Origin of the sequence: Bradyrhizobium sp. 33ap4, assembly GCF_032654765.1 — a bacterium.
Lineage (GTDB): Bacteria > Pseudomonadota > Alphaproteobacteria > Rhizobiales > Xanthobacteraceae > Bradyrhizobium > Bradyrhizobium australafricanum.
Window position 1 is genome coordinate 96,381 of record NZ_JAUMTJ010000021.1, and the last position, 24,084, is coordinate 120,464.

The 24,084-nt window shown below is 60.6% G+C and carries 21 protein-coding genes and 1 pseudogene; 19 read left to right on the forward strand and 3 right to left on the reverse strand.

Features of this window, described 5'->3' with window-relative positions:
- The first annotated feature begins 74 nt into the window (after positions 1 to 74).
- Positions 75 to 6,395 carry an AAA family ATPase gene (locus tag Q2M23_RS18130; protein WP_316396347.1) on the forward strand — a complete coding sequence of 2,107 codons (6,321 nt, stop codon included), beginning with the start codon at positions 75 to 77 and terminating at the stop codon, positions 6,393 to 6,395.
- Here Q2M23_RS18130 and Q2M23_RS18135 read toward each other — a convergent pair.
- The gene (locus tag Q2M23_RS18135; RefSeq protein ID WP_316396349.1) at positions 6,361 to 6,750 is read right to left on the reverse strand and encodes a response regulator transcription factor; all 390 of its coding nucleotides are present in this window, start codon (positions 6,748 to 6,750) and stop codon (positions 6,361 to 6,363) included. The genes Q2M23_RS18130 and Q2M23_RS18135 overlap by 35 nt on opposite strands.
- 591 nt (positions 6,751 to 7,341) lie before the next feature.
- Here Q2M23_RS18135 and Q2M23_RS18140 point away from each other — a divergent pair.
- From Q2M23_RS18140 to Q2M23_RS18190, 11 genes are all read left to right on the forward strand, one after another.
- Positions 7,342 to 7,557: a hypothetical protein gene (locus tag Q2M23_RS18140; RefSeq protein WP_082654068.1), complete on the forward strand. Its 216-nt coding sequence runs from the start codon at positions 7,342 to 7,344 to the stop codon at positions 7,555 to 7,557.
- Positions 7,558 to 7,790: 233 nt separating this feature from the next.
- On the forward strand, positions 7,791 to 8,426 hold the full coding sequence (locus Q2M23_RS18145; protein WP_057021065.1) for a response regulator transcription factor: 636 nt from the start codon (positions 7,791 to 7,793) through the stop codon (positions 8,424 to 8,426).
- Between the two features lie 574 nt (positions 8,427 to 9,000).
- Positions 9,001 to 9,471: a transcriptional regulator gene (locus Q2M23_RS18150; RefSeq protein WP_082654067.1), complete on the forward strand. Its 471-nt coding sequence runs from the start codon at positions 9,001 to 9,003 to the stop codon at positions 9,469 to 9,471.
- A gap of 10 nt (positions 9,472 to 9,481) precedes the next feature.
- Positions 9,482 to 11,149, forward strand: a complete 1,668-nt coding sequence (locus Q2M23_RS18155) for an FUSC family protein (protein WP_168856312.1) — start codon at positions 9,482 to 9,484, stop codon at positions 11,147 to 11,149.
- Positions 11,149 to 11,352 carry a DUF1656 domain-containing protein gene (locus Q2M23_RS18160; protein ID WP_057020998.1) on the forward strand — a complete coding sequence of 68 codons (204 nt, stop codon included), beginning with the start codon at positions 11,149 to 11,151 and terminating at the stop codon, positions 11,350 to 11,352. Before Q2M23_RS18155 ends, Q2M23_RS18160 begins: the two co-directional genes overlap by 1 nt.
- A gap of 11 nt (positions 11,353 to 11,363) precedes the next feature.
- Positions 11,364 to 12,539 (forward strand): HlyD family secretion protein, encoded by a 1,176-nt coding sequence (locus tag Q2M23_RS18165; RefSeq protein WP_082654066.1) that lies wholly within the window; start codon positions 11,364 to 11,366, stop codon positions 12,537 to 12,539.
- Positions 12,540 to 12,755: 216 nt separating this feature from the next.
- Entirely contained in the window at positions 12,756 to 13,076 is a 321-nt protein-coding gene (locus tag Q2M23_RS18170) for a hypothetical protein (protein ID WP_316396352.1), read from the forward strand.
- Between the two features lie 185 nt (positions 13,077 to 13,261).
- A complete protein-coding gene (locus Q2M23_RS18175; protein WP_057020995.1) occupies positions 13,262 to 13,495 on the forward strand; it encodes a DUF6894 family protein in 234 nt (77 codons plus the stop codon).
- 7 nt (positions 13,496 to 13,502) lie between these two features.
- A complete protein-coding gene (gene clpX / locus Q2M23_RS18180) occupies positions 13,503 to 14,780 on the forward strand; it encodes an ATP-dependent Clp protease ATP-binding subunit ClpX (protein ID WP_057020994.1) in 1,278 nt (425 codons plus the stop codon).
- 2 nt (positions 14,781 to 14,782) lie between these two features.
- A complete protein-coding gene (locus Q2M23_RS18185) occupies positions 14,783 to 14,956 on the forward strand; it encodes a hypothetical protein (RefSeq protein ID WP_199805377.1) in 174 nt (57 codons plus the stop codon).
- The gene (locus Q2M23_RS18190; RefSeq protein ID WP_057020993.1) at positions 14,953 to 15,162 is read left to right on the forward strand and encodes a hypothetical protein; all 210 of its coding nucleotides are present in this window, start codon (positions 14,953 to 14,955) and stop codon (positions 15,160 to 15,162) included. The genes Q2M23_RS18185 and Q2M23_RS18190 overlap by 4 nt, the downstream gene beginning before the upstream one ends.
- A gap of 33 nt (positions 15,163 to 15,195) precedes the next feature.
- On the opposite strand, the gene Q2M23_RS18195 is transcribed toward Q2M23_RS18190, so the two are convergent.
- Positions 15,196 to 16,164, reverse strand: a complete 969-nt coding sequence (locus Q2M23_RS18195) for a LysR family transcriptional regulator (RefSeq protein WP_057020992.1) — start codon at positions 16,162 to 16,164, stop codon at positions 15,196 to 15,198.
- A 100-nt stretch (positions 16,165 to 16,264) separates the two neighbouring features.
- On the opposite strand from Q2M23_RS18195, the gene Q2M23_RS18200 reads away from it, so the two are divergent.
- The 6 genes from Q2M23_RS18200 (at position 16,265) to hemA (ending at position 20,661) form a co-directional block, all read left to right on the forward strand.
- Positions 16,265 to 17,098, forward strand: coding sequence for an SDR family oxidoreductase (locus Q2M23_RS18200; RefSeq protein ID WP_316396355.1), 834 nt, complete (start codon positions 16,265 to 16,267; stop codon positions 17,096 to 17,098).
- A gap of 75 nt (positions 17,099 to 17,173) precedes the next feature.
- Complete coding sequence (locus Q2M23_RS18205) at positions 17,174 to 17,800, forward strand: flavin reductase family protein (protein WP_057020990.1); 627 nt, start codon at positions 17,174 to 17,176, stop codon at positions 17,798 to 17,800.
- The gene (locus tag Q2M23_RS18210) at positions 17,797 to 18,516 is read left to right on the forward strand and encodes a hypothetical protein (RefSeq protein WP_057020989.1); all 720 of its coding nucleotides are present in this window, start codon (positions 17,797 to 17,799) and stop codon (positions 18,514 to 18,516) included. The genes Q2M23_RS18205 and Q2M23_RS18210 overlap by 4 nt, the downstream gene beginning before the upstream one ends.
- A 142-nt stretch (positions 18,517 to 18,658) precedes the next feature.
- A complete protein-coding gene (locus Q2M23_RS18215) occupies positions 18,659 to 18,829 on the forward strand; it encodes a hypothetical protein (RefSeq protein ID WP_199805376.1) in 171 nt (56 codons plus the stop codon).
- Positions 18,826 to 19,035 carry a hypothetical protein gene (locus Q2M23_RS18220; protein ID WP_082654065.1) on the forward strand — a complete coding sequence of 70 codons (210 nt, stop codon included), beginning with the start codon at positions 18,826 to 18,828 and terminating at the stop codon, positions 19,033 to 19,035. The genes Q2M23_RS18215 and Q2M23_RS18220 overlap by 4 nt, the downstream gene beginning before the upstream one ends.
- Before the next feature lie 396 nt (positions 19,036 to 19,431).
- The gene (gene hemA, locus Q2M23_RS18225; RefSeq protein WP_057020988.1) at positions 19,432 to 20,661 is read left to right on the forward strand and encodes a 5-aminolevulinate synthase; all 1,230 of its coding nucleotides are present in this window, start codon (positions 19,432 to 19,434) and stop codon (positions 20,659 to 20,661) included.
- A 1,306-nt stretch (positions 20,662 to 21,967) separates the two neighbouring features.
- Here the strand turns inward: hemA and Q2M23_RS18230 are convergent.
- Positions 21,968 to 22,885, reverse strand: a complete 918-nt coding sequence (locus Q2M23_RS18230) for a LysR family transcriptional regulator (RefSeq protein WP_316396358.1) — start codon at positions 22,883 to 22,885, stop codon at positions 21,968 to 21,970.
- A 184-nt stretch (positions 22,886 to 23,069) separates the two neighbouring features.
- On the opposite strand from Q2M23_RS18230, the pseudogene Q2M23_RS18235 reads away from it, so the two are divergent.
- Positions 23,070 to 24,019, forward strand: a pseudogene (locus Q2M23_RS18235) (N-carbamoyl-D-amino-acid hydrolase).
- Positions 24,020 to 24,084: the final 65 nt, after the last annotated feature.

Sequence of the window (24,084 nt, forward strand, 5' to 3'; positions counted from 1 at the left end):
TACGATTTTCGCGGGGCCAGAGACCGGCCGCGCGCATGGTGTAAAGCTCGATTGGCCGAACGCCGGAGGCTCACATGGTGCCGCATTCGCTGAATGTCGCGTATTCGGACGGTGACGCTCAGGTCTTATGGAGGGACAGCGAACGCGTCTTTCACCGCGGTTGGCGAATGGATGAAGACGGCAAGCGCCACCGCGTGTTATTCGTCGCTCCCGCCACCGAGCATCCGTCCCGCTCTTGCCTCGATCGTCTCACGCACGAATACGACCTAAGAGATGAACTCGAGGCCGCGTGGGCGGTGCTTCCACTGGAGCTCGTGCGCGAAGCCAATCGAATTAAGCTGGTGCTCGACGATGCGAGCGGCGAGCCGCTCGAGACGTTGCTCGGCGTGCCCATGAATGTAGGGCGTTTCTTGCGCTTCGGCATCGCCATCTCATCGGCTCTGGGCAAGCTTCACCAACGTGGGCTCGTCCATAAAGACATCAAGCCGGCCAATATCCTGTTCAACGAAGCGACTGGCCAGGTGCGGCTGACCGGGTTCGGCATCGCCTCGCGCTTCGCGCGCGAACGTCAATCGCCTCATCCTCCCGAGACGATCGCCGGAACGCTTGCCTACATGGCGCCCGAGCAGACCGGACGAATGAATCGTTCAATCGATTCCCGGAGCGACTTGTACGCCCTCGGCGTCACGTTCTACCAAATGCTGACCGGTGCTTTGCCGTTCACCGCTGCTGAGCCGATGGAATGGGTACATTGCCATCTCGCCAGGCGGGCGGTGCCGCCCGCCGAACGGCTGAAGGAAATCCCTGGCGCCGTCTCGGCGATCGCTATGAAGCTGCTCGCGAAGCGGGCCGAAGATCGCTATCAGACCGCGGCCGGCCTCGAGAGCGACCTTCGTCACTGCCAGAATGAATGGGAGGAGAAGGGTCGGATCGACGACTTTTCACTCGGCGAACGCGACACGCCCGACCGACTCCTGATCCCTGAGAAGCTCTATGGGAGGCAACGCGAGGTCGACGCTTTGCTCGCTTCCTTCGATCGCATCGCCAACGATGGCCCCACGGAACTGGTCCTGGTTTCGGGTTACTCTGGCATTGGCAAATCGTCGGTCGTCAATGAACTGCAACCGGTGCTGGTACCGCCACGCGGCCTGTTCGCTTTCGGCAAGTTCGATCAGTACAAGCGCGACATTCCCTACGCTACGCTGATCCAGGCCCTTCAGAGTCTGATCCGGCCGCTGCTGGGCAAGAGTGAAGAGGACCTTGCGCCCTGGCGCGACGCGTTACGTGAGACGCTGGGACCAAACGCGGGACTGATGCGGGATCTCGTTCCTGAACTGAAGCTCCTCATCGGAGAGCCCCCGCCGGTGCCCGAGCTTCCGCCGCAGGACACGCAACGGCGCTTCCAGCGTGTGCTTCGGCAGTTTATAGGCGTCTTCGCTCGGCCGGAACATCCCTTGGCGCTCTTCCTCGATGACTTGCAGTGGATCGACGCGGCAACGCTCGACTTGCTCGAACACTTGGTGACCCGGTCCGACCTCCACAATCTTCTCCTTATCGGCGCCTATCGCGATAATGAAGTCACTGCAGCGCATCCGCTGATGCGCAAGCTGGAGGAAATCCGGAAAGCCGGAGCACCCGTTCAACAGATCGTGCTTGCGCCGCTCGCCCGTGACGATCTGACGGAGCTGATCGTCGATTGTTTTCGCCGCGGAGCGGGAGGTGCCGCAGCATTGGCGGAACTGATCCATCACAAGACGGCAGGCAATCCATTTTTTGCCATTCAGTTCATCTCTTCGCTTGTCGAGGAGGATCTGCTGACATTCAACTATGACGAGCGCGCGTGGTCCTGGGACATCAACAGCATCCGCGCGAAGGGCCACACTGACAATGTGGTCGACCTAATGGTTGACAAATTGGCGCGGCTTCCAGTCGAAACGCAGCAAGCGTTGCGGCTGCTGGCGTGCATCGGCAACAGCGCGGAGTTCGATCTCCTCGGCATGGTTTCCCGGCTATCGCAAGAAGAAATGCATGAGCGGCTATGGGAATCGGTCCGTGCCGGGCTCGTTTTCCGTACCGAACGGTCCTACCGCTTTCTTCATGACAGGGTCCAGGAGGCTGTCTACTCGCTCATTCCCGTGGATCTACGCCCCGAGATGCATCTGCGGATCGGCTGGCTGCTCGCGGCAGACACATCTAAGCGAGCGGAGGCGATTTTCGAGATCGTCAATCAGCTCGACCGCGGCGCCGCACTGATCGCTTCGCGAGACGAGCGTGAGCAACTCGCCGAGCTTAACCTGCGCGCAGGGCAGCGCGCCAGGTCGTCCACCGCCTATGCCTCGGCGCTCAAATATAGCATCGCGGGCGTGGCGCTGCTGACGAACGATTGCTGGGAGCGCCAGCACGAGCTCATTTTCGCACTGGAGCTGCTCCGAGCGGAATGCGAATTTCTGACCGGCGAGTTGAACGCCGCGAATGAGCGTCTCGCCGCGCTTGCAACGCGTGCCGCCAACTCCGTCGAACGTGCGACCGTCGCGTGCTTACGCATGGACGTGCATACGATGTTCGGCAGGAACAGCGACGCGGTCGCCGTGGCTCTGGAATATTTCCGCCAGCTGGGCATCGAATGGTCGGCACATCCAACGAAAGAGGAGGCCCTGCGCGAGTATGACCTGATGTGGTCGCAGCTCGGCGAGCGCTCGATCGAGGATCTGATCAAACTGCCGCTGGTGAGCGATCCTTCATCCCTCGCTACCTTCGGTGTTTTGGTAAGGCTAGGGGCCCCCGCGCGATTCACGGATATAAATCTCTATTCATTGGCGGCCTGCCGCGGCGTCAATCTAAGTATCGAGCATGGGAACTGCGACGCTTCTTGCGTCGCCTATATTCGAGTTGGCATGCTCGCCGGCCCTTCGTTCGGCAATTACGAGGCGGGGTATCGCTTAGCCCAGCTTGGCTATGAACTGTGCGAAGGATACGAATTAACGCGCTTCCAGGCTACGACCTATCAGATCTTCGGCCTAGTCGCACCCTGGACGAAACATGTGAAGTCCGGACGCGATCTGCTGCATCGCGCAGTGACGTCGGCCGATCAAATCGGCGATCTCACCATTGGGGCGTACAGCCGGAGCCAGTTAGTCACCCACATGCTGGCGGCTGGAGATCCGCTCATTGAGGTGCAGCGAGCGGTCGAGGGTGGTCACGCGTTTATGCAGAGGACGCGGATGGGATGGGGGATTGACGTTATCGCTTCCCAGCTCGCGCTGGTCAAAATGTTACGCGGGTTGACGCGAGCATTCGGTTCAATGGACTGCGACGAATTCGACGAAGATCAAGTAGCGCAGCGGTTATCCAGCAATCCGAATCTTGCGCTTGCCACGTGCTGGTATTGCATTCAGAAGCTGCAGGCGAGTTTTTTTGCAGGAGACTACGCCGCGGCCGTTGACGCACTGTCCAGGGCACAACCGCTGGTGTGGACCGCCACTTCGTACTGGGAAGGTGCGGAATACCAGTTCTACGCGGCGCTCTCCCGCGCCGCATTTTGCGACACCGCTCCTGCCGAGGAGCGGCAGCCGCATCTCGATGCACTGACTGCTCATCACCGGCAGCTCCGCGCATGGGAGACGAATTGCCCGGAAAATTTCGAGACCCGCGCCGCGCTGGTGGGCGCCGAGATCGCCAGGATCGAAGACCGCACGCTCGATGCCGAGCAATTGTATGAACAGGCTATCCGATCGGCGCGAATCAATGGATTTGTCCACAATGAGGCGATCGCCTATGAACTGGCCGGGCGCTTTTACTTGGCACGCGGCTTCGAGGAAGTTGCGCATCTCTACCTGCGAAACGCGCGGCAGGGTTATCTTCGATGGGGCGCCGACGGAAAGGTACGGCAACTCGATCAGCTCTATCCGCATCTGAGGCAGGACGGACGCGCGCCGGGGCCAGCGGGCACGATCGAAGCGCCGGTCGAACATCTCGATCTCGCGACAATGATTGAAGCCTCGCAGGCACTCTCTGGCGAGATGGTTCTCGAAAAGCTTATCGACAGGCTGCTGCGAGCGGCCATCGGGCACGCCGGCGCCGAGCGAGGTCTCTTGATCGTTCCGCAAGGAGATGTGCTGCAGATAGAAGCGGAAGCAATCGCTGGTGGAGACGATGTAATCGTGCGTCTGCGGGACGGATCCTTCAGCACAGCCGCGTTGCCGGAGTCGTTGGTGCGTTATGGAGCGCGCACCCATGAGACTGTGATTCTCGACGATGCGTCATCTCAGAATGAATTTTCTGCCGATCGCTATATTCTTCAGAGTCGCGTCCGTTCTATTCTCTGCTTGCCGCTGATCAATCAGGGAAAGCTCACAGCGATACTCTACCTTGAGAACAGTCTAACGCCGAACGTTTTCACGCCAAACCGTGTTGCTCTATTGAAGGTACTGGCGTCGCAGGCGGCAATCTCGCTCGAAAACGCGCGACTCTACCATGACCTTGCGAATCGCGAACAGAAGATTCGGAGTCTTGTCGACTCCAACATCATCGGGATAATCATTGTTGACCGTGAACGTCGAATTCTTGAAGCCAATGACGCATTTCTACGTATGCTGGGATATGATCGTGTAGACTTGGCCTTGGGCAGGGCGAGCTTGACCGAGCTGACCCCGCCGGAATGGCGCGAAGTCGATAAACGTCGCTGGGCAGAATTGATTTCGACCGGGCTCGCTCAGCCCTTCGAGAAAGAATATTTCCGGAAAGATGGCAGCCGCGTTCCCGTGCTTGTTGGTGCTGCCACGATGCTCAAGGAAGGAGGCAACGAGGGCGTTGCGTTCGTACTCGATCTGACTGAGCGCAAGCGGGCGGAGGAGGCGCTGCGACGCAGCGAAGCCTATTTGGCTGAAGCCCAACGTTTGAGTCGTACCAGCAGTTGGGCCTTGGACGTGCGCCGTCGAGAGTTCGTGTATTTATCGTCCGAAGCATACCGCCTTTTTGGGTTCGATCCGGAGAAGGGCATAAGATCACCCCAGCCTTTCTATGATTGTATTCTTCCCGGGGACAGAGAGCAGGTCATCGAAATGGCGCAGCAGGCGGTTCAAGAGAAAGCAGGTCGCGAAGTCGATTTTCGCATTGCACTGCCCGACGGATCGATCAAGTACGTACATTCGGTGGGGCATCCTTTGCTCGGAATGGATGGCGAAGTAGTCGAAGTGGTTAGTACGCATATCGATGTTACTGAGCAGCACCTCGCAAACGAGAGGCTGCAAAAGGCGTTCAACGATATCAAGAAGTCAGAAGATCGCCTTCGACTGGTCGTCGACACAATTCCAGCGTTGGTCTGGCGCGCCAGCCCGGACGGGATTCCCGACTTCCTCAATCAACCGGCCCTCGACTACACCGGCCTCAAATTGGACCAGGCCGAAACCGGCTGGCCTCGCGCCTTTCATCCGGAAGACAAGAAGGGTATGTTGCAAAAATGGACTGCAATACGGGAGTCGGGCATGCCCGGCGAGCTCGAAGCCCGACTTCGCCGCTTCGATGGTGAATATCGCCGGTTTTTGTTCCGCGGCGTGCCGCTGCGCGATGAGTTGGGCAATATTGTCAAATGGTACGGGTCGTCTACTGACATCGAGGATCGGACACAGGCGCTGGCGCGGTTGCAGCAGATGCAGTCGGATCTCGCGCACATGAACCGCGTGAGCGTGATGGGAGAACTGGCGGCTTCGCTCTCTCACGAGATCGCACAGCCGATCGCCAGCGCGCGCAACAACGCTCGGGCGGCCCAGAATTTCATGAAGATGCAGCCGCCGGACCTGGGCGAGGTCCGGGAAGCGCTCTCCTGTGTGGTTGCGGACGCGGATCGATCCGCGGAGATCATCGATCGCATCCGAGAGCAAATCAAGAAAGCCCCGCCGCGAAAGGGGCGGTTTGATCTCAACGCTGCTATTAGGGAGGTGATCACATTGGGGCAAAGCGTGACTGTCAGGAATGGCGTTTCGGTCCAGGTTCGGCTTGCGGAGGGATTGGCTCCGGTTCTGGGGGATCGTATTCAGCTGCAACAAGTCATGCTGAATCTGATTCTGAATGCGGCTGAAGCAATGAGCTCAGTTGAAGAGGGAGCAAGAGAGCTGTTGATCAGCACCGAGCACGACCAGACAGGCGCTATTGTGGGCGTACGCGATTCCGGGCCGGGCATTGACCCGGCGCATCTCGATCGGGTCTTCGACGCCTTCTACACCACCAAGTCCGGTGGAACGGGTATGGGGCTGTCGATCTGCCGGTCCATCATCCACGCGCACGGAGGCAAGTTGTGGGTCGAAGCTAACGAGCCTCGCGGCGCCGCATTTCAGTTCACCTTGCCCGATGCCGAAACAGAGCTCACGGCTCCTCTTCAGGCGAGCCCGCGAGTGTGAGAGCTTCGCGAACGCATCGTGTGAGATGCTCTTCGTCCAGGGGCTTGCGCAGGTAACACAAGGCGCCATCTTCGAGCGCGCGAGCCCGGTCAACGTCATTGGGAAACGCCGTCACAAGGATCGTCGGAATCGCGAGGCCCGTATCGATAATGGATCGACGGAGTTCGAGTCCCGTCATGCCAGGCATATGGATGTCGGCGATCAGGCACGCGGTTTCCGGGAGGCGTGGGGACGCGAGAAACTCGGCTGCAGACGAGAAAACATCGACCGTGTGGCCAAGCGATCTCATGAGCCTGCACATGGAGTCCCGAAAGAACCGGTCATCATCGACGACCGAAACCAATACCTTCTTCATCATGCCTCTATGGCCACTCGAAGGACCCGTCGCGCGGGCGGCGTAACCGTGCCGCAACTCCGTGGGGGATTGCTTGACTTGCGTCAAGAATGACACCAATGCGACGCTGGCGCCCCGTAAACTTTGGCTTATCTCGACAACCAATTGCCAAGCGCGGCAGAAGTAGCTTCTGATGAAAAATTGCCGCTGAACGGTCCTGGTCGCGGGGATCATGCGTGCCGATCTCAGGTCATGACGGAACCCCATAAGCCTTCGTATCGCCGTCCTGCTCCCCTCGGAGGGCCTACATCGACTCGCGGTCAATTGAGGGGGCGGTGACGTTCCTCCTAATGTCCATGCGTCCGGAATGCGCAGGGGCCAAGAGGAGAGAACAATGTCTTACCGCATGGAAAGTCACGGGTCTCGCAGGGTCACACGATGCGCCGTCTGTGATGGCAGGTTCGGTCTCGTCCGACATTATTCCTGGCGAACCCAGCTTTGCTCCCGGAACTGTGTCGATCGCCTCAAGACCCGTCGCCAAAGTGACGGCAACTGGATGGGCTGGCTCCGAGTCACCTCCGACCAGTCGCTCGAAAGCCGTGTGAGGGCCTCATGACGCTCCAGATCTCACCACGAGGCAGGCAGTATTTGAAAACGGCGGAGACTTTGCTCCGCACCGCCAAAACCATGACTGATCGAGCGGTTGCGGGTCAGCTCAAGGCGCTTGCCGACGACTATGAGCGGCGAGCCGCGAAGGCTTCACGCGATGATGCAGACAAAGCGTCGGCTCGATTGGCCAATGATGTTGCACGCGCGTGGAGCGCATGAGTTGATGGGCAGTGTTGCTCATCAGCTATCGGACGAACCGTAGATGGTCGGGCAAGGCCGACCAGCGTTGGGCGACGCCAGCTGCGTCGGTCTTGCGTAAACTTTGGTGTATGCCCCGCGCGCATCCTCTGGAAAAATGGGCTGTTCAGGCTCCGGGATTAGGACTAGAAATGCGCAATCTGGTCGCGGTCCAAGATGAGGACGAAATTTTCGCGGCCTTCCGAGCAGCAGCGATGCCTGGTGCAGATTCCACCGTGTTGGTCATCGACGACGATCCGGACCTCCGCGCGTCGGTCGGGCGGCTGCTGCGATCGCTTAGCATCAATGTTCAGCTATTTGCCTCCATTCCCGACTTCCTGAAGTCCGACCTACCGGATGGGCCCACCTGCCTGGTGCTCGACATCAGAATGCCGGGCCAAAGCGGCCTCGACCTACAGCGCGAGCTTGCTGCATCAAAAAGGGATATTCCGATCATCTTCGTCACGGGGCACGGCGACATACCGATGTCCGTGCAGGCCATGAAACGGGGGGCCATCGAGTTCCTGACCAAGCCGTACCGCGACCAGGATCTCCTCGATGCCATTCAACTCGGGCTTTCTCGCGATCGTGAACGGCGTGAAAGTGACAAGGATCTGGTTGCCTTGAGGGAGCGTTTCGCTTCATTGAGTCCCAGGGAACGCGAAATCGTGATTCAAGTCGCGCGAGGCCGCCTGAGCAAACAGATCGCCCACGATATCGGCATCGCCGAAGCCACTGTGAAGGTGCATCGGAGCAGGGCGATGCAGAAGATGCAGGCCGGTTCTCTTCCCGAGCTTGGCCGGATGGCCGACAAGCTCAAGCTGGTGCCCGACACGACGCACCGCGCCTGACGGTCATTTTGATGCGTGCCATTCGCACGCTCGGATCCGCAGTCGCTTATCTCCAGGCAAACCAACAGAAAAGGCCGGCGGGCGTTACGCCGCCGACCGTTTCTTGCAACTGCCGGCTCGTGGGTCCGGTTCCGCTGCGATTCCGGCGTTGGTGCCGGAGCAAACAAGGAGCGGCCTACCATGCAATTGGTGATCCACTGGTGATCCGCATCGAGTAGATCGTTACAGCGGAGCGATGCCCGGCACCATTGCACGCGGGTATGGCGCGACTGTACCGAAGGCAGTCCGCGCTAATGATCTAGACACAGCCAGCTATACGTTGGTTTATCGATCACGAAGTACCCTGCAGGGCGCGTGCTAGCCTCTGAGTTCTCGGGTGTCTTGATCGTGCCACAGCACTCGTGATCGATGGCCCGCTCCCTCGCGCAGCCTGTAAATCTAGGTTTAGCTAATGCAACCAAATCTGTCATTGCGCGCGACCAGCGTGGAATAGCTCGCGGCTCTCCAAATCGTCAAATTGCGGACCACTGGCACCTTTGCGGGGATTAGCCCTGCAAAAGCACTCGAGGTCACGATGCGATCGATTTCAGCTTTCGGCCGCCTGGAGCAATTTCATCCTGAACCGAGGCTCGACACCGGGCACACGGTTCAGGGACCGGTTTCGACCAGACCATTCGTCTCGCAGCGAGCCGCATCGGCCGGCGTCACCCCAGCCGACGTTTCTTTCGGACCGTTCCGGCTACATCCGACGCAGCTTCTTCTCCTGGAAGGCGATAAGCCCGTCTGCCTCGGAAGTCGCGCCCTGGAGATCCTGATCGCGTTGCTCGAACGCCGCGGTGAACTGGTCAGCAAGCAGGACTTGATGGCGCGGGTCTGGCCCAATGTCTTTGTCGAGCCGGCGAACCTCACGGTCCATATGTCCGCGCTACGTCGTGCTCTGCGGGATGGCCGCGACGGGCACCGGTTCATCGTCAACATTCCCGGACGTGGCTATTGCTTCGTCGGCAGGGTCGACGAACTGAGCGCGAATGGTGAAGCATTGTAGAGATCAAACCGTGGTCGCGACGACAACAGAACAACCGCTCACCATAGCGAAGATACCTGTCGGCTCCTGGAGCTTCGCCATCCGGCTTTGGCTGGCCACGATCCTGGCGCTGTTCGTGAGTTTTTGGCTGCAGCTTGAATCGCCCACGACGGCCGCCCTTACGGTTGCTGTTCTCGCCGAACCAACCCGCGGTCAGGCGTTGGACAAGGCGCGTTGGCGTCTGCTCGCCACTGTCGTGGGCGTGGCAGCGTCAATCGCAATCACGGGTCTCTTCTCGCAGGCGAGGGATCTGATCCTCGCAGCGTTTGCGGTCTGGCTTGGTGTCTGCGTTTTCGCGGCAAAGCTCCTGGATGGTTATAGGGCTTATGCGGCGGTGCTGTCCGGCTATACCGTAGCATTTATTGCGACACAGCAGCTCGACAACCCGCAGCACGTCTTCGAATCCGGTATGGCGCGCGGCGCCGCGATCGTGATCGGCATTCTCTCGATTGCAGTGGTGAATACGTTGATGTTTGCTCCCGATCGCCGATCGCACCTGGTCACCCAGCTAGCGGTGATCCATCGCCGGGTTCGCCTCTATGCCAGCGCTGCGCTCGGTGGCGAACCAGGCGACTCGACGACGTTCCTGATGCTGCTGCGGGAGATTGTGGCGCTGCGGCCGGAGATCGCGAGCGTAGCGCCGGAGTCGAGCGGCGGGTCGGTTGGGAGCGCGGCTGCCCGCAGCACCGCGGTCTCGCTCATCGCCGAATTGCAGGCTGCTCGGAGCCTGAGCAGCGGGCGTGCCCGCGGCGGTGACGCTGAAACCGAAATTCTGGCACGGAGTGAGGTGCTTCTACGGGACGAACAAGTCTCACACGACCTGCTCGCCCTGAGTTCGGTGAAGTGGCCGCGGCGATTGTGGCGTGCACCCCTGTATCGCTCCTACCAAATTGCGGCCGAAAGCGCCGTCCGCGCCGCGCTATGGCTCGCCATCGCCTCGGCGCTCTACGTGTGGGCCGGGTGGCCTGCCGCGAGCGTTTCGCTATCGTTCGTGACACTGATGATCGGATTGGGGGCCACAACTCCGAAACCGCGCGCCTTCACGGCGATCGCACTCGTTGCTGCGCCGATCGCGATCGTGCTGACCGGCATACTCGAGTTCTTCATCCTCAATGGTGCCGATGACTTTCCGCTGCTGGCCATCGGTCTTGCCCCCTTTGTGATCGGCGGTGGGCTCCTCGTTACCTCTAGCAATCTTCTGTGGTCCTCGCTTGGTCGCACCATTCTGCCCTTCATCATGCTCCTTCTGGCGCCGAGTAATCCGCAGACCTACAATCCGCAAGCCTTCCTCTTTACGTCCGTGTTCATTATCGCAGCGGCCGCGCTGCTGCTCGCAACGCAAACACTGATTCCTCCCTTATCCGATGACAAACGAAGGATGCAGCTTCTGGCGGAAGCCCGCAGCGATCTGCATGAGCCGTCTTTCAAGAATGGAGAAGCGCCGGAAGAAGGTATGTTCCGGGATGCCTCACGGCTTGGGCAGTTTCTTTCCGCTGGCGGCGCGGAGGACAGCGAGGCCCTCGCCGAAATGATCTCTTGTTTCGACCAATCAGCAATGATCCGGGGCGGTGGTACGAAGCTGACCCAGCCCGGGGATCGGCGTTGGGGCCGAAATCTCGATTTATCGGAGGCAACCTGATGGCACAGACCTTTGCAGAGCTGGTGATCGGAGGCGTCCTGTTCGCTCCGTTTGTAACTTACCTCGCGGTAGCTCTCATCATGATTCTCGCGCTTCGGCCCCTTCTGCATGCCGTCGGCTTTGCGAAGATGTTCAGCCACGCCGCGATCGCCGAGATGAGCCTGTTTGTGACGGTTCTCGGCCTGTTGATTCTGTTGATCTAGAGGAGGGCGCAATGGATGCGGTCGTTCATGATGTGACTGTTCGTGAGATACAGGCAAATGCCGCTTTGCCGAGTGCAACTGAGGAATCGGTTCGTCGAGTGAGCCTGGTCGACCAACCGGCGCTCAGGGTATCGGAAGGTCGCACGGATGATGGGCCGACCGCACCGGCTCCAGTGAAATCGACGCCGCCACTCCGAAACGATGGCTCGCGAGCCGGGCGGCTTCTGGTGCGCAAGCTGGCGACCTTCGGAATCGCCACCACTGCGGTATTGGCTGCGCTCGTGTCCTGGGACCAGTATAACGCCGGACCCTGGACGCGCGATGGGCGGCTGCGCGTGCAGGTGGCGAGTGTTGCGCCGGAGATCTCCGGGAGAATCAAGGGGCTGCGAGTCGTCGACAACCAATTTGTTCATAAGGGCGACGTTCTGTACGTCGTCGACCCCTTTGATTTCGAGGTGGCGCTGCGCACGAACAAGGCGGCCCTCCAGCAGAAGGTGGCGGATCTGAGCGTGAAGGCATTGCAGTCCGAGCGGCGGAGCCGCCTGTCTGATTTGGCTGCGTCCACCGAGCAGAAGCAGGTCTATGAGGGAAACGCGCTTCAGGCAAAGGCGGCTGTCGAATCGGCCGAGCAGCAGGTTGCGCAAGCGGAGATCAACCTGGAGCGAACTGAAGTGCGCAGTCCGGTGAATGGAATCGTCACCAATCTCCTGCTCCGGGAGGGTGACTACGCGCATCTTGGTGCCGCAAACGTCTCCATCATCGACACAGATAGCTATTGGGTCGACGGCTATTTCGAGGAAACCAAGCTGGCGAGGCTGTGCGTAGGTGACCGCGCCGAGGCCAAGCTGATGGGCTATTCGGCGCCGATTACAGGCCATATCGCAACAGTGACGCGTGGCGTCAGCGTGTCCAACGCAGCCGCTGCCACGCAAGGCTTGCCCAACGTCGATCCGGTCTACACCTGGGTCCGTCTGGCGCAGCGCGTGCCGGTCCGGATCGCGATTGATCACGTTCCGGCCGGCGTGCCGCTGGTGTCGGGTCTGACAGCAACTGTAACGATTCGAGACGGCACGGATGGCGAGAGCGCGACGCTCTTGCAAAGAGTCCGCGCCGAACTCGAAACGAGCTTTTTCGGATTGATCGGCAGAGCCTCGGCGCGGCCGGGCTGCATTCCAAACCCGGCGTGAGCCTGCACGACAGCTTTAACGCGGTCAGCCTGTTCGCTGGCGCGCGGGCTGACTGCGTCAACTCGTGTCACCTCGAACGAAGGTAGGCCGCTGCATCCATACAGAGTCGCTCGGTAAGCCAAGGTTCAGTTGATGCAACCACAGCCGTACCCGGAACGACTCGCGTGCAATGGAAGATAGCCTATAGAACTGTAACTCTCCTCGTAACAATTCCCCTTGCGGAGTTCGATCATGAGGAGATTAGCCGTTCTCATCGCTTCTGCCGCGATCATCGCATCTACGGCCCCCTCCGTTGCGGCTGAATGTACCTCAAGCAGGGACGTCGATGCCTTTTGCAAGCGCTGGCCGACTGTTCAGAGCCAGCCGGCCAATGCCGAGAAGGAAACGAGCTGTCGCGCCTACGCCGCCTCATTCTACGAGTCGGTGATGTTGCGGCAAATGGCAGCCAACCGCGTCGATGGCGCGCGGGTCCTGGCCGCGCTCGATTCCGTGATCAACGCTTTCAACGACCTGTTGGCGACGAAGTGCGGCAACTGAGCCTCAATATTCGTGGCCAATGGCAACTCAAGAGGTGCGCAGATGATCCTGTTTTCGCTCATGACCACCTGGATGTGGTTCCAAATATTCGTGGCCTCGCCGCTGTCTACCTCGCGCTGCCTCCTCGAGGACACGAGCTACGCGTGGCTCTCGCTGCTCCCCATTCGATCCAAAGGAGACTGAACGTGACCCAGGTCTACTTCCATTGCTCGAACACGAAGAAGGTGTTCGTCGATCGTCGCGGCGCCTTAGTGGATGATCTCGCTGAGGCGTGCGATCATGCGACCCGCATCGTGCGATCCTTGATCGACGAGCGCAGCCTCGAAGATTGGCGTGACTGGGCCCTGCATGTCAGCGACGAGCAGGGCGGTGAACTGTTTGTTGTTCCCTTCACTTTCGTGCTCGGCAAGTCGCATTGAGGTCGCTATGGCAGTTCATTCACTTACACAAAATGCGCTGTACTGCTCCTTCTGCGGCAAGAGCCAGCACGAGGTTCGCAAGGTCATCGCAGGGCCGACGGCGTTCATCTGCGACGAATGCGTCGAACTCTGCGTGGACATGATCCGTGAGGAGAACAGGTCCTCGCCGGTGGCGTCGCGTGATGGTGTCCCGACCCCGACGGATATCTGCAAGGTCCTTGACGACTATGTGATCGGTCAGAGCCACGCCAAGAAGGTCCTCTCGGTCGCTGTCCACAATCACTACAAGCGGCTCCACCACCAAACCAAGCACAACGACGTCGAGCTCGCGAAATCGAACATCCTGCTGATCGGGCCGACAGGTGCGGGCAAGACGCTGCTGGCGCAGACGCTCGCCCGCATCCTCGACGTGCCGTTCACGATGGCGGATGCCACCACGTTGACCGAGGCGGGCTATGTCGGCGAGGACGTCGAGAGCATCATCCTGAAGCTGCTGCAGGCCGCCGACTACGACGTTGAGCGTGCCCAGCGCGGCATCGTCTATATCGACGAAATCGACAAGATCAGCCGTAAGTCCGAGAATCCGTCGATCACTCGCGACGTATCAGGCGAGGGCGTGCAGCAGGCGCTGCTCAAGATCATCGAAGGCACGGTCGCTTCAGTTCCGCCGAAGGGCGGCCGCAAGCATCCGGAACAGGAGCTTCTGCAGGTGGACACCACCAACATCTTGTTCATCTGCGGTGGTGCGTTCTCGGGGCTGGAGAAAATCATCTCCGCGCGCGGCCGTTCGACCTCGATCGGCTTCGGAGCCCAGGTACTCGCACCGGAAGACCGCCGCACCGGCGAGATCTTCCGCCAGGTCGAACCAGAGGATCTCTCGAAGTACGGGCTGATCCCCGAATTCGTCGGCCGCCTGCCGGTGGTCGCCACGCTCGAGGACCTGGACGAGGCTTCGCTGAAGAAGATCCTCACAGATCCAAAGAACGCGCTGGTGAAGCAATACCAGCGCCTGTTCGAGATGGAGAACATCGAACTGACCTTCGCAGACGAGGCACTTGGCGCGGTTGCGCGCAAGGCGATCGAACGCAAGACCGGCGCGCGCGGCCTGCGCTCGATCCTCGAAAGCATCCTGCTCGAGACCATGTTCGATCTGCCGGGCCTCGAAGCTGTCGAGCAAGTCGTGATCTCGCGCGAAGTGGCGGAGGGGACCGCGCGTCCGCTCTACATCTACGCCGATCGCGTTGATCGTGCAGTGGCAGGCGGCGCGCAATTCAGAAGAGGCTGAAGATGGAAGAATTCTTTCGATTTATCCAAGCGTCTGGGCGCGAACGAAGGCGCCTGATTCAAGAAGCCTGCGCGATTAGCGACAGCGTCATCCCGCCGGCTCGCGTCAGCAAGCAGGACAAGAAGCCGCCGATGGGTCAAGCAATCAGCAACATCAATGCCGGAGTTGTCTCGTGATTAAGATCATTGCGGTGCTTTGCAGCCTGTCTTCTCCGGCGAATTGCCACGAGCAGATCGTCACCACGTCGGATTTCGCCAACGTCTCGGTGCAGTCATGCCTGATGGGCGCGCCGCAGCTTGCCGACTGGATGACGCAGCATCCGGCCGAGCGTCTCGCGGCATGGCGCTGCGTGATCGGCAAACAGGACGGCAGGGGAGCTTAGAGTAGAAGTTGGGTCGTCAGCGGGTTCGGTGGTTCAGATCGAGCTTGATCTTGGTCCAGATTTCCGCAAGTTCTTTGTTGGTGGCTGACCCGAAGCGGGCGGCTGGAGCTCCCCGAAAACTGTCTTGAGCCTCGGCGCAGCAAAATCGAGGAAAGCGCGGACCTTGATCGGCAGAAACCGGTTGGCCGCGTACACGAGATTGACCGGCAGCGGTTCGGGCTGGAATTCATCGAGCAGGGTCGTGAGGTCACCGCGCTTCAGCGCCGCCTGGAAATGATAGGCGAAGGCAGAGGTAATGCCGATGCCGACGCATGCTGCGTCGCAGGCTGCTTCCGCGCTGCCGACCACGAGCCGTGCGCGTACGGGCACCGCGACAGCTGTCTTATCCTTGAAGAATGTCCAGACATCGGGCGACATGAAACCTGCATAGGCGATGCAATCATGCCCGGCGAGTTCGTCCGGCGTGCGCGGTGCTCCGTGGGCTGCGAGGTAGGCTGGACTGGCGCAAACCACGCGACGCGTCGTGCCGACGCGTACCGCAATCAGGGTGCTGTCGGGCAGGGGACCGATGCGTAAGCCAAGGTCGATCTGCTCCTGAAACAGGCTCTGCACGCGGTCGGCGAGCTGCAAGCTCACCTTGATATCCGGGTAGGCCTTGAGGAAATCCGCGAGGATCGGAATGAGGTAAGCGCGGCCAAGTCCCACCGGAGCGGTTACGATCAGCTCTCCGGTCGGCTGAGAATATTCGCCGGATGCCGCGCGCTCGGCCTCGGTTACATCAGCCAAGATCCGCTTGCACGCCGCGAAGTAGGAGCTGCCAGCATCGGTCAGGACCAGCTTGCGGCTTGAACGGTTGAACAGCTTCGTCCGGAGATGGGACTCGAGCTCGGAGGCCTTGCGGCTGACCGTTGCCAGTGGCGTCTTCAGTCGCCGCGCGGCGGCCGACAAGCTGCCAGTCTCGACCACGGCCAAAAAAGTCGACATCGACTCCAGGCGATCCATCGGTCGGTCCCTTCCATTTTGTGGAAAGATAGCTCTCAAAATCAACGCATAGCGTCAAATTTTGGAAGATCATAGGTGTGGACGGCAAAGGAGAACGTCCATGAGCATTACGAGCAAAGGCACTGCCCTGATCACGGGCGCATCCGCTGGCATCGGAGCCATCTATGCCGATCGTTTGGCCAAGCGTGGCTATGACCTGATTCTGGTCGCCCGGGACAAGACCCGTCTCGCCGGCCTGGCGCAGCGCCTGCGCAGCTCGACCGGCCGCTCCGTTGATACGGTCGCAGCCGACCTCAACGACAAGGCGGATCTCGCCAAGGTCGAGGCGACCCTGCGCGCCAACGCGGACATCACGCTCCTGGTCAACAATGCCGGCGTCGGGGCCACAGCGCCGCTGCTCAACGCCGACGTCGCGAAAATGGATGAGATGATCCGTCTCAATGTCGGCGCGCTCACGCGCCTGAGCTATGCCGCAGCCCCGGGCTTCGTCGCCCGTGGCGTCGGCACCATCATCAACATTTCGTCGATCGTCGCGATTTCTCCCGAGACGCTCAATGGCGTTTACGGTGGCAGCAAGGCCTACGTGTTGGCTTTCTCGCTCTCGCTGCATCACGAACTCGCCGAGAAGGGTGTGCACATCCAGGCCGTACTGCCCGGTGCAACCGCGACAGATTTCTGGGACGCCGCCGGCGTGCCGTTGCACCACCTGCCGGCCGCGATCGTGATGTCCGCCGACGACATGGTCGACGCCGCTCTGGCCGGTCTCGACCAGGGTGAGGTTGTCACCATTCCCGCGCTCGCCGACAAGGCCGACTGGGACAGATACGAGGCCGCGCGCCGCGCGATGTCCGGCAAGCTCTCAAGCGCCGTTCCGGCTCCCCGATACGGGGGGACGGCGCATAAGCGGCTTATCGGAAGCAAGCCGCAAAGCTGATGTGCTTATGCGTAACCAAAGAGCCAACGCGCGATGGTGCCGGATCGGCCACGCAAGCTGAGGACTGGAGAAGCTGTGGAGTTCGATTTCGAAAAGATGGGCGCGCCCGAGCGCTACAAATTGCTGCTGGCGACAGTTTTGCCGCGGCCGATCGCATGGGTGACGACGCGTGATGCTGCCGGGGCCATCAACGCCGCGCCGTTCTCGTTCTTCAATGTCTTCGGCAGCGACCCCGCGACCGTTGGTATTGGCATTGGCAGCAAGGGACCGGCTGAGCCAAAGGACACGCGCGCCAATATTCGCAGCAACGAGCAGTTCGTCGTCAATCTGGTGCCGTTCGCACTGGCCGAGCAGATGCGCGTCACGTCGATTGCCTTTCCCAGAGGCGTCGAGGAGCCGAAAGAGGCGGAACTGTCGCTGGCGCCCTCGATGCGGGTCGGCGTTCCCCGTATCGCGGATGCGCCGGTCTCGATGGAGTGCACCTTCATGCAGGAAATCGCGCTCGGCAGCTTCAGCCTGGTGCTCGGCAAGATCCTGATGGTGCATGTCAGGGACGAGGCCGTCACCAACGCGGCGCGCCAGCACGTCGATGCCGAAAAGCTTGACCTGATCGGCCGCATGGAAGGCGGTTGGTACACGCGCACGCGCGAGCGCTTTGAGATGCCAGCGATCGCACTAGAGGATTGGAAGGGAAAGCCATGAACGAGTTGCTCACGAAAGTTCTCGACGCCCACGGCGGCCTGGAGCGCTGCCGTGGCTACAACAAGGTTGAGGCCACGATTGTCAGTGGCGGCGGTTTCTTTGCCTTGAAAGGCGTCCTGCAGGACGCGAATCCGCGCCGCATGACTGTATGGCTGCACGAGGAGCGATCGTCCGTCGCACCTTACGGCGCGGCCGATCAGCGCACGATGTTCACGCCCGACCGGATCGCCATCGAGAAGCTGGACGGCACGGTCGTTGCCGAGCGGCGCATGCCCAGGGATTCATTTGCCGGACACCAGATGCACACGCCCTGGGACCCCCTGCATCGCGCCTATTTCAACGGCGAAGCCCTATGGACCTATCTCGCGACGCCCTTCGCCTTTGCAATGGACGGCTTCCGCGTCGAGGAGATAGCGCCCTGGCAGGAGGGCAAAGAGACCTGGCGAGTGCTGCGGGTTTATTTCCCCGGCTCGATCGAGACGCACTGCCAGATTCAGGATTTCTTCTTTGACGAGACGTTCGAGCTGCGCCGCCACGACTACAGCGTCAATATCGCCGGCGGCTTTCCTGCCGCGCAACTGATGCTCGAATACACCGAGGCCAACGGCATACGCTTGCCGAGCAAGCGGCGTGCCTACACGCGCGGCGCCGACCGACGTCCAATACTGGATATGCTGATGGTAGCGATCGACCTCAGTGAGGTTGCGTTCTCGTAGACAATCTCAGTCGGCCTCGTTCCGACATTCGGACGACAACACGCGCATTTGTTGGTTCGTTACTGCCCGAGGGCTTCAAAGCCGGGGTCAAGCACCCCACATCGCAAAAGGAATGATGAATATAATGCAATAAGAGCCTGCCATGGGCGAGGTTGTTCGTTTTGTCTCAAAATCCGAGCGCGAGCGTATTCGGCTCATTCGTGAAGCCCGCGCGATGTATGACAGCGTCTTTCCGCCGGCTGCTCCCCTCGATGAGCAGAACGACCGGGCGCCAATGGTTCATGCGACCACCGGTGGGGAACTCCTGTCGTGATCAAGATCATTGCGGTGCTCTGCAGTCTGTCCTCACCGGCAAATTGCTACGATCGGACCGTTACCACCTCGGATTTCGCCGCCATATCGGTGCAGTCGTGTCTGATGGGCGCACCGCAGCTGGCCGAATGGATGAGAAAACATCCGGCCGAGCGCCTTGCAGGGTGGCGCTGCGAAGTTGGCAAACGGGAGGGAAGGAGAGCGTGAGGTAGCAAGCAGTTCGCCCGCAAACTCGTCCCTTTACATCGCGCTGGATCTGAGCGCGGGCTTCCGCGAAGCGATCCGCTCGATCAGCCGTTGCTGGATTCCGCCGTCCCGTAGCGAGAAGCACATTTTCCACGATTTGCCGAGATTAGGACTGCTTTACTCGCATCGACGTTCCATGTCGGATACCAGTTACTTCGCGAAGACAGACAGCTTCGCAACTGCTCGGCGCCGGACCTCCGCCGTCCCTTCGCCGACATGCAGCGGCCGGTCCTTCTCCTCCCGGGGTCCGGCCGCCCCTTTTACCGTTTGATGGCGGCAACGCCGGATTGGATGCACGGCGGCTCTCTGGATCGCCCGGTCTGATCGTTGAGCGCAAACTGGCTGGAGATTGGCTGTATGACGTACGATCATTTCTTTTCCACCGCGCTCGCTCGTCTGCACGACGAACGGCGCTACCGCGTGTTTGCCGACCTCGAGCGCATCGCAGGACGTTTCCCGCACGCGATATGGCATTCGCCGGGCGCCCCGCGTCCGGTCGTGATCTGGTGCTCGAACGATTACCTTGGCATGGGCCAACATCCGAAGGTGATCGGTGCCATGGTCGAGACCGCGACCCGCATGGGTGCCGGCGCGGGCGGCACCCGCAACATCTCCGGCACTAATCATCCACTGGTAGAACTGGAGCGGGAACTCGCCGGTTTGCACGACAAGGAGGCCGCGCTGGTCTTCACCTCGGGCTACGTCTCCAACGAGACCGGCATCCCGACCATCGCGAAACTGCTGCCGAACTGTGTGATCCTGTCGGACGCCTGGAACCACAATTCGATGATCGAGGGCGCGCGCCGCGCCGGCGTGGAGAAGAAGATCTGGCGCCACAACGACGTCGGCCACCTCGAAGAACTGCTGGCGGCCGAGGCACCCGAGCGGCCGAAGCTGATCGTATTCGAGGCGCTCTATTCAATGGATGGGGACGTCGCGCCGGTGAACCAAATCTGCGATCTAGCCGAGCGCTACGGCGCCATGACCTATATCGATGAGGTCCATTCTGCCGGCATGTATGGCCCGGCCGGCGCCGGCATCGCGGCGCGGGAAGGGGCCCTGCACCGCATTGACGTCGTCGAGGGCACGCTGGCGAAGGCCTTCGGCTGCCTCGGCGGATACATCGCGGCGAACGCCGACGTCATCGATGCGGTGCGCTCCTACGCGCCGGGATTCATTTTCACCACCGCGCTGCCGCCGGCGGTCTGCGCCGCCGCTACGGCGGCAATCCGCCATCTCAAAGCTTCGCAATGGGAGCGCAACCGCCATCAGGATCGCGCCGCGCGGGTCAAGTCCGTGCTCAACGCCGCCGGCCTGCCGGTCATGCCCAGTGAAACGCACATTGTGCCATTAATGGTGGGTAATCCGGAGAGATGCAAGGAGGCGAGCGATCTCCTGCTCGCCGAGTACGGCATCTATGTTCAGCCGATCAACTATCCGACCGTCCCGCGCGGGACCGAACGGCTGCGCATCACGCCGACGCCCTGTCACGATGATAAGCTGATTGACGAACTGGCTGAAGCGCTGGTCGATGTGTGGGTCAGAATCGGGTTGCCGCTGCGACGCCACGTGCTTGCGGCGGAGTGATCAATTCCCCCTGCATTGGGCATGCTTCGCACTGAGGTCGGTAAACCGGCTGTAGGGGACACATATTAAACGAAGTGAGTGACCAAGACATCTGGAGCGCACAATGAAAAATTTTCTCGCATGTACGATTGCCGCAAGTTGCCTGATGACCCTTGTATCGGCCGCACAAGCCCACTCAGCGTATGACGGGTCTTGGGACCTTCTCTTCGTGACACAGCGAGGCACGTGCGATCCGACTTATAATTTCTCCGTCAACGTCACCGACGGCATCGTCACGCATCCGAACCTTGTGAAGTTCAGGGGCTATGTGGCGCGCTCGGGCGCCGTCCGCGCTTCGGTGAGCGTTCCGGACAAATATGCGTCCGGCTCAGGTCGGCTCTCGGGTAACTCCGGTCGCGGGACGTGGAGCGGCTTTTCGGGAAACGCGCGTTGCTCAGGGTACTGGACCGCCCGGCGGACCTGATAAATTGTCTCCCGCTTGCTTACTCGCCCGAACCGGACAGAGGCGGAGTCTAGGCTCGCGGGCCCATATCTCGCTGTAGAACAAGAACAATTGGTGCAGAACGTGTGACCTTTGCCTTGGGAAGGCAACGCTCCGGCCCCCAAAGGATCTCGGATACGCAATTGGCCAATGGCAAGCACGGGTGTTGGAAGCCCAGCGAGCGCGCGCACGATCTCCGCTTACTCTGTGGTACGCTGCCCCTCGAAACCGCACGATGTTGCTTCTGCGACGTCGATGATCAAAAAATGCCTTTCTGGGCCGTAGCTGAATTGGTAGGTTCTGACTCCGAAAGAACGAAAATGCTTTATCTTTCAATGTGGATTGACTGACAGTCTCTCCGCCATTTGCACAATTTTGCAGGCCAAACTACGATTTCCTACGACAGAGTTCGCCGACTGATCATGCGTCGATCGTGGCGGCCTCTTCCGGCGGCGAGGCGCTAAGCAACATCGCTAACAATATAGGGCGCTCGCCCGGGCTTCATCGCGAGGCTGGTGGTTCTCAGAAAATGGCGGTCATTGAGACCACACATGAGTGTGCCGGATCGGACACGTGCCGAATTGAATGAACGCGGCCGTCCTCGTACACGGCGGCGTTCGCCCGCATCAGTCAATCGACGCGGAGAGAATCCGGAAAGACCCTCTGCTCACGAGCGCGGCGAACTTCCCTTCAATTCCACCTCGAAGCCTTGCCATGGGCCCTTCGGGTGGATAATGGCGCTGTGCGCACGCAAGCCGACTTCAGGCTCAACAACGTGTCAGAATTCCTGGGACGCGTTCCAGCCTGCTGGGCATCGAGAAGATGTCAAGAAATCTGCGGACGGCCCGCTTCGGCCGGGCCGAGCGCGCGGCTCGCCTGCCGAACTTCGTCCAGGAACGCCTTCGCCAGGCGTGACAGTGGTTCGGCCTCCGACCAAAGCATGTGGGCGACTGCCGGCGTCCTGGGTGTGAAAGGCTTGATAACGAGGTCGTGGCTGCCGCCCTGGCGCGGAGAGAACGGATCGACGACGGCAGCGCCGACGCCGGCAGCCGCGAGCACGCAGGCAGTATTGCAGTATCGCACTTCCACGGTCGGCTGGAACGGCGCCCCGGCCTGGGCAAAGCTATCGCGTATGGCTTCGCCCAATCGTGTTCCACGCTCCAGCCCGATGAAGGGCAGGCCGACCAGATCGGAGGCGGAAATCACGGGACGTTCGGCCAGCGGATGCTTCGGCGGCATTACGCAAACCATTTCGCCGGTGTGGACCACCTCATGCGCGATGCCTGGATGATGCGACAGGCCGAGCACGAAGCCAAGTTCGGCGACCCGGCTCGTCACCCCTTCGATAATTCCTTCATAGCGACGGACGTCGAAGAAGACCCTGGTCTGCCGCCGCTGACGCAGGAAGTCCGATAGTGCGGGCGGAATAATGCCGTAGGCGAGCGGCGGGGTCGCCACGATCGAGAGGAGTCCCGAACGGCATTCACGCAGGTCGCGCACCCGATTTTCAAGTTTGGCGTGAAGCGCAAAGATCGCCTCGCTCTCCTTGTAAAGCGCCATCGCCTCTGATGTCGGGAACAGGCGGTTGTTGACCCGTTCGAACAGGGAAAAGCCGGCCTGCGCCTCCATTGCCTTCAGCGCATTGCTGACCGCGGGCTGCGACAGCGCCAGTTCGCCCGCCGCCGCGACTGTGGTTCGATGGCGGATGACTGCACGCAAGATCTCCAACTGGCGAAGGTTCATATAAGTGCCGATTATGGTCTCGCCCGAAATATCATAGCACGGGTGATTGCAATTTGTGGGCCGTTTTCACCTAATTAACGACACAGCGGAGCGTTGACAGAGTGGGCCATCCGCCTCCCGCATAAGCAATTCGCACAGATTGGAGGCAGTATTGGCACGCATACTCCGCGCCGCAGCCGCCCAGATGGGGCCGACGCAGAAAGCGGATTCGCGAGAGCATACGCTTGGCCGGATGCTGGAGCTTCTGGAAACGGCTGCCGCGCGCGACGCGAGTCTGATCGTATTTCCCGAGTTGGCCTTCACCACCTTCTTCCGGCGGTGGTACCTCGAAGACGGCGCGCTATACCAGTATTCCGAGCGCAGCATGCCCAATCCGGCCGTGCAGCGCCTGTTTGATCGTGCTCGGGCGCTTCCCGTCGGATTTTATATCGGCTACGCCGAACAGACTCCTGATGAACGACGCTACAACTGCTCGATCCTGGTCGATTGTGACGGTAAGATCCTTGGTTGCTATCGCAAGGTGCATCTGCCGGGTTCAGTTGAACCGCGCGGCGGCGCGCGCTACCAGCAGCTGGAAAAGCGCTTCTTCGCGTATGGCGACCTTGGATTTCCGGCTTTCCGCGCCGGAGCGGATTGGCGTCACGCGATCATCGGCATGATGATTTGCAACGATCGCCGCTGGCCCGAGGCCTGGCGCGTGCTGGGCTTGCAGGGTGTCGAGTTGGTCTGCGTCGGCTACAATTCGGCGGCCTACGACCCCAACGGCGGCGCCACGGAAGATGCCGCGCTGCGCACCTTCCATTCAAAGCCGGTGACGCAGGCCAATGCCTACATGAACGCGACTTGGGCGATAGCGGTTGCCAAGGCCGGTGACGAGGACGGTTCCGGATTGATCGGCGGCTCTTGCATCGTCGATCCGAATGGCCGCATCGTCGCCGAAGCGGAGACGCTGGCGGATGAAGTCGTCGTCGCTGACCTCGATCTCGACCTTTGTCGCCAGGCAAGGACAAGATGTTCAATTTTGCCGCTCATCGACGGCCCGAGCAGTACTCCGTCATCACTGAACGCGCTGGTGTTATCGAGCCGACCGCGCTCAGTGCGATCGCGACGAATCTTTCGGAAGCACGACGATAGCCGATCCCCGATGTGTACCTCCGCCAGGCCGCCAGGAGCGCTTGTTTCCCGTGGTTCACTGTTGC